The following is a 3025-nucleotide window of genomic DNA, read 5'->3' as shown; positions in this document are numbered from 1 at the left end:
CGAAGCCGCCGCCCGGCTCGGCCCGCTGGTGGGCGCGGGCCCGCGCCGCGGTCACTTCGCGGTACGGATGCTCGCCGTTCCCTGCTTCGTGGAGGCGGCGGCCCGCACCGGGCAGGCGGACGCGGCCCGTTCGGCGGTGGCGGAGTTCGCCCACTGGACGGCGCAGGGCGCCGATCCGCAGGCTCCGGCCCAACTGGCCCGCTGCCGAGCACTGCTGTCCGGACCCGATCGGTGCGAACCGCTGTTCACCGCCGCGCTCGCCCACCACGACCAGCTCACGGGCGACTTCGAACGCGGCCGTACCCAACTCCTCTACGGAGCCTGGCTGCGACGGCAGCGCAGACCGGGGGAGGCGCGTGGCCGTCTCCGTGATGCGCTGGTGTCCTTCGAGCGAGGCGGGGCACTCGGCTGGGCATCGCAGGCCAGGGGTGAACTGCGGGCGACCGGGGACGCGGGACAGAGCGAACCAACCGGCCTACTGGGCTTGCTGACGCCCCAACAGTTGCGGATCGCCCGGTGTGTGGCCGAGGGCGCGACCAACCGCGAAGTGGCGCTGCGCCTGTCCGTGAGCCCGCGCACCGTGGACCATCACCTGCGGAATGTCTTCGCCGCCCTGGGGGTCCGCTCCCGGGTCGAGCTCTCCCGCTGGCTGGACCGAGCCGAGAAGACCACCGCACACCCCTAGGTACCGACCAGGCGGTATGTCATCCTGCGGGATCAGGAGGTCCGGATCCGGAGTACCCGTACGGCCGCGCGTCGGCCGCCCGGGCCGGCCGGACCGAGCCGACTCCGGTGGAGGACAGCGATGCAGCACCTCGTACCCGCCCACGGCCGGCCCCTGCCGGGATCGCGGACTCCGGCACCGGCCGTCCGTACCGCCGTCGACGCGGAGGCTCTGTCGGTACTGCACCGGGCCGCCCGGGCGCTGATGGCGGGGCTGCCCGAGCTCACCGAACGACTGATGACGTTGCTGCGGGAGCGTGAGCCCGCCTATCGCACCGCCATGGAGGCCGACGCGGAGAGCGTGCGCGACGAGGTGCGGCGTTCGCTGCGGCTCAACGTCGAATCGCTGATCCGGCCCGGTGAGCTGCGCGAGGCCGCCCATCGCTGCTCCTGGGCCATCGGCAGGGCACGGGCGGACCGCGGGCTCCCGCTGGACGCCCTGCTGCGCGCCTTCCGGCTGGGTGGCGGCATGGTCTGGCAGGAACTCGTCGACGAGACGACCCGCCGTCAGCCCTCCGACGCGCATCTGCTCATCCATGTCGCCGCCGACGTGTGGAACTTCGTCGACGAGCACTGTGCCGTCGTGGCCGAGGCCTACCGTCAGACGGAGCGTGAGCTGATGTGGCGCCGGGAGAACCGGCTGCGGCTGATGACGGCCGCGCTGCTCGACGGCACCGCGCGGATCGCCGACCTGCCCGCCACGGCGGCCGCGCTGGGCCTTCCCGAGCAGGGGCGGTACGCCGTCGTGCTGGCCCGCCTGCCCTCCGGTCGGACGTGCGCCGACGCGTGGGGACAGGTGCACCTGTCGGGCCTGCGGGTCCTGTGGTACCGCGACCGTGACCGTGACGGCGGCGGAAGCTATGGCATCGTCCTGGTCGCCGGCCACCCCGACGACGAGGGCGAACCCGGTCACCGCCAGGAGAGCGGTCTCCTCGACACCGGTCCTGGGCCGACGGCCGCGGTGGAAGGGGGCAGTCCCGGGGACGACGGCCGCCGGGACGAGGAGCGTTCTGGGGTGTACGGGCTCGACGTGGACGCCGGGGAGATAGCCCGCCGGCTGACCGCCCCGCCCGTGGCCCGGATCGGGGTGAGCCCGGTGGTGGACGGTCTCGCGGCGATCGGTGACGCGCGGCGCCTGGCGGACACGGCACTGCGAGCCTGCCCACGGTCCGGCGGGACGGTCGTGCTGGAGGAGCACCTGCCCGCCGCCCTCGTCGTCTCCGCCCCGGTCCTCGGGGCGGCGCTCGCCGAGCGGGTGCTCGGGCCGCTGCTGCGCTTAGACCCGTCCGACCGGGACGTCATGCTGGAGACCCTCACGGCCTGGCTCGCCTGCGACGGTTCCGCCCAGCGGGCCGCCGGCCGGCTCTACTGCCATCGCAACACGGTCCTGAACCGCCTGCGCCGTTGTGAGCAGCTCACCGGCCGCTCGCTGAGCCGGCCGTCCGACATCGTGGAGCTGTCACTCGCTCTCGCCGCCCACTGCCTCCTCGACCCCTGACCGCCCGCACCGTCACACCGACGCCACCGAACGACAGGAGTCGGACCGGGGCCGGATCGGGCGTGTGCTGCCGGGAGTCACAGGAGCAGCACCAGGGCCGCGGCCGCGGTGGATGCCGCGCAGACGGTCAGGGCGAGCCCCACGCAGCGCCTGCGCAGCCGTTGGTAGCGGTGTTCGTACTCGGCCCGTAGCTCGAGGCATCGGGCCGCGATCCGTTCGAAGTCCTTTCGAGCGCGTTTCAGGCTGTCGGCGACGTAGCACCGCTCGATCTCTGCCCGCTGTGATGTGGTCAGCCAGTCCATGGCCTCGACGAACTCATGTGCGCGCTGCTCCGCGTCCGTGACGGTGGCGTGCCAGAGCAGGTAACCATCCACAGCGTTACCGAGTTCACCGTCGGGTCCAGGCCGCAGCAGGTCGCTCACCTGGGTCCTCGCTCGGTCAGGAGCGGGCCTCCCGTGCCGTGGCCCCGGTCCTCGGCCGTCACGATGTCCGGGTGGTGCAGGTCGAACGCCGGGGATTCACTGCGGATCCGCGGCAGGGTGTGGAAGTTGTGCCGCGGCGGCGGACAGGAGGTGGCCCACTCCAGTGAACGGCCGTACCCCCAGGGGTCGTCGACGCCGACCTTCTTGCCGTACTTGGCGGTCTTCCACACGTTGTAGAGGAACGGCAGCATCGACAGACCGAGCAGGAACGAGGCGATCGTGGAGACCGTGTTGAGGGCGGTGAAGCCGTCGGCCGCCAGGTAGTCGGCGTAACGACGCGGCATGCCCTCGGCGCCCAGCCAGTGCTGGACGAGGAACGTGC

General features: G+C 72.7%; 3 protein-coding genes and 1 pseudogene. 2 read left to right on the top strand and 2 right to left on the bottom strand.

The window, feature by feature from the left end:
- The coding region (locus ABZV34_RS38040; protein ID WP_356287444.1) for a helix-turn-helix transcriptional regulator at positions 1-685 on the top strand (685 nt) is incomplete at its 5' end.
- 120 nt (positions 686-805) lie between these two features.
- A complete protein-coding gene (locus ABZV34_RS38035; protein ID WP_356287441.1) occupies positions 806-2221 on the top strand; it encodes a helix-turn-helix domain-containing protein in 1416 nt (471 codons plus the stop codon).
- A gap of 77 nt (positions 2222-2298) precedes the next feature.
- Here ABZV34_RS38035 and ABZV34_RS38030 read toward each other — a convergent pair whose 3' ends face one another.
- Together ABZV34_RS38030 and ABZV34_RS38025 are read right to left on the bottom strand one after the other, a co-directional pair.
- On the bottom strand, positions 2299-2643 hold the full coding sequence (locus tag ABZV34_RS38030; RefSeq protein ID WP_356287438.1) for a cytochrome C oxidase subunit I: 345 nt from the start codon (positions 2641-2643) through the stop codon (positions 2299-2301).
- A gap of 62 nt (positions 2644-2705) precedes the next feature.
- Positions 2706-3025: pseudogene (locus ABZV34_RS38025) on the bottom strand (cytochrome ubiquinol oxidase subunit I); the annotation flags it as partial.

Source organism: Streptomyces sp. NPDC005195, from assembly GCF_040608315.1.
Classification (GTDB): Bacteria; Actinomycetota; Actinomycetes; order Streptomycetales; family Streptomycetaceae; genus Streptomyces; species Streptomyces kaempferi.
This window is presented reverse-complemented; position numbering and strand designations above follow the sequence as displayed.